The sequence below is a fragment of the Streptomyces sp. 13-12-16 genome (genome assembly GCF_002114215.1).
Taxonomy (GTDB): Bacteria; Actinomycetota; Actinomycetes; order Streptomycetales; family Streptomycetaceae; genus Streptomyces.
The window spans coordinates 1-5,499 of record NZ_NCTE01000471.1 but is presented as its reverse complement, the minus strand read 5'-3'; the positions used below and the strand labels follow the sequence as shown (position 1 = coordinate 5,499).

At 72.4% G+C, this 5,499-nt stretch carries 6 protein-coding genes; all 6 read right to left on the bottom strand.

Annotation, left to right across the window (positions count from 1 at the left end; translation table 11 throughout):
• Nucleotides 1-422, bottom strand: a 422-nt coding sequence (locus B7767_RS18810; RefSeq protein WP_373408225.1) for an ABC transporter permease, incomplete at its 3' end; no start/stop codon positions are given.
• 100 nt (nt 423-522) lie between these two features.
• Nucleotides 523-1,395 (bottom strand): glycosyltransferase family 2 protein, encoded by an 873-nt coding sequence (locus B7767_RS18805; RefSeq protein WP_085573197.1) that lies wholly within the window; start codon nt 1,393-1,395, stop codon nt 523-525.
• An 8-nt stretch (nt 1,396-1,403) separates the two neighbouring features.
• Nucleotides 1,404-2,183, bottom strand: coding sequence for a CDP-alcohol phosphatidyltransferase family protein (locus B7767_RS18800; RefSeq protein ID WP_179167194.1), 780 nt, complete (start codon nt 2,181-2,183; stop codon nt 1,404-1,406).
• Nucleotides 2,161-3,222: an iron-containing alcohol dehydrogenase family protein gene (locus B7767_RS18795; RefSeq protein WP_085573195.1), complete on the bottom strand. Its 1,062-nt coding sequence runs from the start codon at nt 3,220-3,222 to the stop codon at nt 2,161-2,163. Before B7767_RS18795 ends, B7767_RS18800 begins: the two co-directional genes overlap by 23 nt.
• Entirely contained in the window at nt 3,210-3,962 is a 753-nt protein-coding gene (locus tag B7767_RS18790; protein ID WP_085573194.1) for a sugar phosphate nucleotidyltransferase, read from the bottom strand. Before B7767_RS18790 ends, B7767_RS18795 begins: the two co-directional genes overlap by 13 nt.
• Nucleotides 3,959-5,499 (bottom strand): DUF5941 domain-containing protein (locus tag B7767_RS18785; RefSeq protein WP_107486172.1); only part of this gene is annotated, 1,541 nt, incomplete at its 5' end. The genes B7767_RS18790 and B7767_RS18785, both read right to left, overlap by 4 nt.

The window sequence follows — 5,499 nt, the reverse complement described above, 5'->3', positions numbered from 1 at the left end:
CGCACCAGCCCCAGGTTCCCGGAGATGGCCCGCACCCCGGCGAGCACCGAGCTCTGGGTGAAGGTGAACACGAACACGCCCGTCACCAGGAACGGCACGTACACGTCCTTCGGAATGCCCCGGTTGGCGCCCAGCAGCAGGCCGAAGATGAAGAAGTACACGGCCGCGTTCAGCAGCGGGGTGGCCACCTGCCAGAGCTGGCCGAGCTTGGCCTGGCTGTACTGGGCGGTCAGCTTCGCCCGGGAGAAGGCGAGGATGAAGTGCCGCCGGTCCCAGAGCTGACGGACGTACTCGCGCAGGGACGGCCGGGCGCCGCTGACGGTCAGCCCGTACTTGGCGGCGAGCCGGTCCGCCGTCAGGCCCTCGTCGGGCGGCACGGGCGCGGTGACCGCGACCCTGCCGTCGTGCGTGGTCTCACTCACTGGTGGAAAACTTTCATCCTCGAGATGCGCGGCCCGCGGGCGGGCCTGGCATGAGCCGGAGAGCCTGGGTACGGCCCCGATGTTCCCGGATACGAGCTTGTCAGATGACGGGGGGCCGGCCCAGTCGGGTCAGCCGCCACACCGTACGCCACTTCATGGGCCGACGGGGTCCGCAGGGGGTGGCCCAGCCCTCCCGGAATCCGCCGAACCACGCCTTCAGCGCGGGGCGCGAGGGCCGGCGCAGCAGGGTGAGGAGCATCCAGACGCCCAGGTAGACCGGGACCAGGGGCGCGGGGAGGTTGCGGCGGGCCAGCCAGACCCGGTTGCGGGCCACCATGCGGTGGTAGACCGCGTGCCGCGAGGGGGCGGTGGTCGGGTGGTACAGCACCATGTCGGACCGGTAGTCGATCATCCAGCCGGCGTCGAGGGCCCGCCAGGCCAGGTCGGTCTCCTCATGGGCGTAGAAGAACTCGTCCGGCAGCCCGCCGACCTCGGCGAGGACCTTGGTGCGTACGGCGTTGGCGCCGCCGAGGAAGGTGGTCACGCGGGAGGAGCGCATCGGGTCGGAGGCGCGCAGCCGGGGCACGTGGCGGCGCTGGGTGACCCCGGTCTCCGGGTCGGCGATGCGGAAGCTGATGATGCCGAGCGCCGGGTCGGCCGCGAAGGCCTCGCGGCACAGCTCGGCGGTGTCGTGGCCGGCGAGCAGGCCGTCGTCGTCGAGGAAGAGCAGGATGTCGACGTCGGTGCCGCCGGGGCCGAAGGCCTCGATGCCGACGTTGCGGCCGCCGGGGATGCCGAGGTTCTCCGGCAGTTCCACGGTGCGGACGCCCTCGGGGACCTCGGGGACGGGTGAGCCGTTGCCGACGACCACGGCCTGGACCGGGTCGCCGTCCTGCTTGGCGACCGAGTCCAGCAGGGCGCGCAGTTCGTCGGGGCGGTTGCCCATGGTGATGATCACCGCGCCGACCTTCATGCCGGCGCTCACTTCAGCCTGCTGGAGGCGAGGACGGACACCAGGTGCAGCAGGGTCTGCAGCAGGGCGATGCCGGCGAGGACGGCGGTGCCCAGGCGGGTGAAGAACAGGTCGCCCCGGGCCGCGTCCGCGATCGCGAGGACCAGGATCAGCAGGGACGCCTCTATGCCGAGGATCAGGCGGTGGAACTTGAACGCGGCGGCGGCCCGGCGGGCCAGCGCCATGCCGGAGGAGCGCATCTCGGCGGCGGCCTCCTTCACCGGCGGCAGCCCGTTCTGGTGGCGGGCGACGCCGACGAGGTCGGTCTCGGCCTTGATCAGGATCGCGCCGAGCGCGGCCAGGGTGCCGAGGAAGGCCCAGAGCCAGTCGATCCGTCCGGACCCCCACGGGTCGGCGGCGCGCAGGCCGAGGCCGACCAGGACGGCCGCGTCGGTGAGGTAGGCGCCGACCCGGTCGAGGTAGACGCCGCCGAGCGAGTACTGCTTCCTCCAGCGGGCGATCTCGCCGTCGACGCAGTCCAGCAGCAGGTAGAGCTGGACGGCGACCACGCCGAGGACGGCCCCCGTGATCCCCGGCACCAGCAGCGCCGGGGCCGCGAGGACACCGCACACGGTCATCAGGTACGTGAGCTGGTTGGGCGTGACCCTGGTGTTCACCAGGTAGCGGTCCACCCGCAGGGACACCTCGCGCATGTAGAGGCGCCCCATCCAGTGCTCACCGCTGCGCCGGTCCTTGACCCCCGGGGGGTGCACGACCGGACGGAGTTCAGCTACCGATGGCCTTGACATAGTCGGCGTAGACGTCCTTGATCTGTTCGGTCTTCAGGTCGAGATGTTCGAGGATGGTGAAGCGTCCGGGGCGGGTCTCCGGGGCGAACTCGACGACCCGGACGAATTCGTCCGGCGTGAATCCGATCTCCTCCGGCAGCACCGGGAGTCCGTGGCGGCGGAGCACCTCGGCCATGGCGGCCGATTCCTCGTGGGCTCCGCGCAGGTACATCGCGAAGGCGGCGCCCAGTCCGCACTGCTCGCCGTGGGCGGCGGCCCGCTTGGGGTGGAGCAGGTCGAAGGCGTGGTTGATCTCGTGGCAGGCACCGGAGGAGGGGCGGGAGTCCCCCGACACGGACATGGCGATGCCGGTGAGGACCAGTGCCTCGGCCAGCACCTGGAGGAAGCCGTCGTCGCCGACCCCGCCCGGGTGCCGCAGCACCGCCTCGCCGGCCTGCCGGGCCATGGCGGCGGCCAGGCCGTCGATCTTCTCCCCGTTGACGCGGTGGGCCAGTTCCCAGTCGGCGACCGCGGAGATGTTGGAGACGGCGTCGCCGATGCCGGACCGTACGAAACGGACCGGGGCCTCGCGGATGACATTGAGGTCGATGACGACCGCGATCGGGTTCGGTACGCCGTAGGAGCCGCGGCCCGCGTCGTTGTCGAGGGTCGCGACCGGCGAGCAGAGGCCGTCGTGCGCGAGGTTGGTGGCGACGGCGACCAGGGGCAGGCCGACGCGCGCCGCCGCGAACTTGGCGCAGTCGATGATCTTCCCGCCGCCGAGGCCGACGACCGCGTCGTAGTGGCCGCCCTTTATGTCGCTCGCCAGCCGGACCGCGTCGTCGATGGTGCCGCCGCCGACCTGGTACCAGTCGGCGCCGGGCAGCGAGGGCGCGATCCGCTCGCGCAGCCGGGCGCCCGAGCCGCCGCTGACGGCGACGGCGAGCCGGCCGGACTGCGAGATGCGCTCGTCCGCGAGGACACAGGCCAGGTCGTCGAGGGCGCCCGGGCGGATGTCCACGACGACCGGTGAGGGGATCAGCCGGGTCAGTACTGGCACGCGATCTCCCGTCCGCGGGCGAGGTCGTCGTGGTTGTCGATCTCCACCCACGCGACGTCGCCGATCGGCGCCACGTCGATCCGGAAGCCGCGGTTCACCAGTTCCTGGTAGCCGTGCTCGTAGAACTGCTGCGGGTCGGTCTCCCACACGGTCCTCAGCGCGTCGGCCAGCTCGTCGGCGGCGTCGCCCTCGATGAGGGTGACGCCGATGTACTCGCCGGTGGCCTCGGCGGGGTCCATCAGCTTGGTGATCCTCGTCATGCCCTTGGCGGGGTCGACGACGACCTTCATCTCCTCGTCGGCGAGCTGCTTGACCGTGTCGAGGGCGAGGATGATGCGCCTGCCCTCGCCGCGGGCGGCGAGCAGGGTCTTCTCGACGGAGACCGGGTGCACGGTGTCGCCGTTGGCGAGGATCACGCCGTCCTTGAGGGCGTCACGGCCGCACCACAGGGAGTAGGCGTTGTTCCACTCCTCGGCCTTGTCGTTGTCGATGAGGGTGAGCTTGAGGCCGTACTTCGCCTCCAGGGCGGCCTTGCGCTCGTAGACGGCCTCCTTGCGGTAGCCGACGATGATCCCGGCCTCGGTCAGGCCGATCTCGGCGAAGTTGCCGAGGGTGAGGTCCAGGACCGTCGGTTCGCCCTCTATGCCCGCGGGCCCCACCGGCACCAGCGCCTTGGGAAGGCTGTCGGTGTAGGGGCGCAGACGCCGTCCGGCGCCGGCCGCCAGCACGAGGCCGATCATGCGGGTTCTCCTTCATCGTGTACGGCGGGCGCCCCTGCGGACGCCCAGAAGCGGATGCTCTCGAAGAGCACCACCAGGGCCACGGCCACGGCGAGGACCGTGAGCGCGACCGTGAACTGGGAGGCGGTGAGCAGGGCCGCCAGGACGGCGACCGCCAGGGTGCGGCCCTCGTGCCCCCCGATCGCCCGCACCAGCCAGCGCGGGGACGCGCCCGCGTTGCCGCGGATGCGGTAGACCGTGTCGTAGTGATGGTAGGCGACCGCGGCCACCAGCCCGTAGGCCGCGGGAAGGGCTCCGTTCACGTCCGCTTTCGCCGCCAGCGCCAGGACGGTGCCGTACTCGGCGGCGCGGAGGAACGGCGGGACCAGCCAGTCGAGGGCGCCCTTGAGGGGGCGGGCCACGGCGAGGGCCGAGGTCAGGGCGTAGCCGCAGGCGGCGATGATCGTCCAGGGGCCGCCGAAGCCGGTGAGCAGGGCCGTGGCGACGACGGCGAGGCCGCCGAGCAGGGCGACGGCGGGGGCGGTGAAGCCGGGCAGGCGGCGCGCGGGGTTCTTCAGCGGGCCGGTGAGGGCCTGGGCGAGCGGGCCGGAGTCGGCGAGGTCCGCCAGCGCCTGTGCCGCCCGGTCGGTCCGCCTGGCCTTGCGGGTCAGCGAGCGCAGGACCCGGCCCGCCGTGGTGTACGTCGCGGCGAGGGCGCAGCCGACGAGCAGGGCGTAGAAGGTGGTCCGGGGGGTGGTGACGGCCGTGAGGACGGCGATCATCGCCCAGCGTTCGCCGATCGGCAGGACGATCATGCGGCGCAGCCAGACCGTCCAGCCGACGCTGTCGAGCTTGTCGGAGAGGGCGGCGGTGGGGCTGGTGTTGGCGGTGGCGTCGTGGTTGGCCTCGTTGAAGGAGAAGTCCACGACGTGCCGGCAGGTCTGCAGGACCATCGCGCCGAGGGCGAGGGCCCACACGTCGTCACCGCCGCGGGCGGCTCCGAGGGCGAGGCCCGCGTAGTAGGCGTACTCCTTGGCTCGGTCGAAGGTGGCGTCGAGCCAGGCGCCGAGGGTGGAGTACTGCAGGGAGTAGCGGGCGAGCTGGCCGTCGGTGCAGTCCAGCACGAAGGAGGCGAGGAGCAGCACGCCGGCGGCGACGAAGCCGCCGCGGGTGCCGGTCGCGGCGCAGCCGGCGGCTATGAGCGCGGTGATCAGGGACGCGGTGGTGACCTGGTTGGGGGTCAGTCCGCGGCGGGCGCACCAGCGGGCGATGTAGCGCGAGTACGGGCTGATGAAGTAGGTGGTGAAGAAGCCGTCGCGGGCCTTGACGGCCGACTTCAGGCGTACGGCCTCGTCGTCGACGGCGGCGACGGCCTGCCGGGCCTCGTTGCGGGTCTGGGGGTCGCCGGGGACGGTGGCGACGAGGCTGCCGAGCTCGGGGCGGTGCACGTCGGCGCCCTCGGCGTCGAGGGCTGTGACGACGCGGTCGGCGGGGCTGTCGGCCAGGACGGCGGCGCCGGCCGGTCCGGCGTCGGCCGCGGAGCTCTCGCGGGCCATCG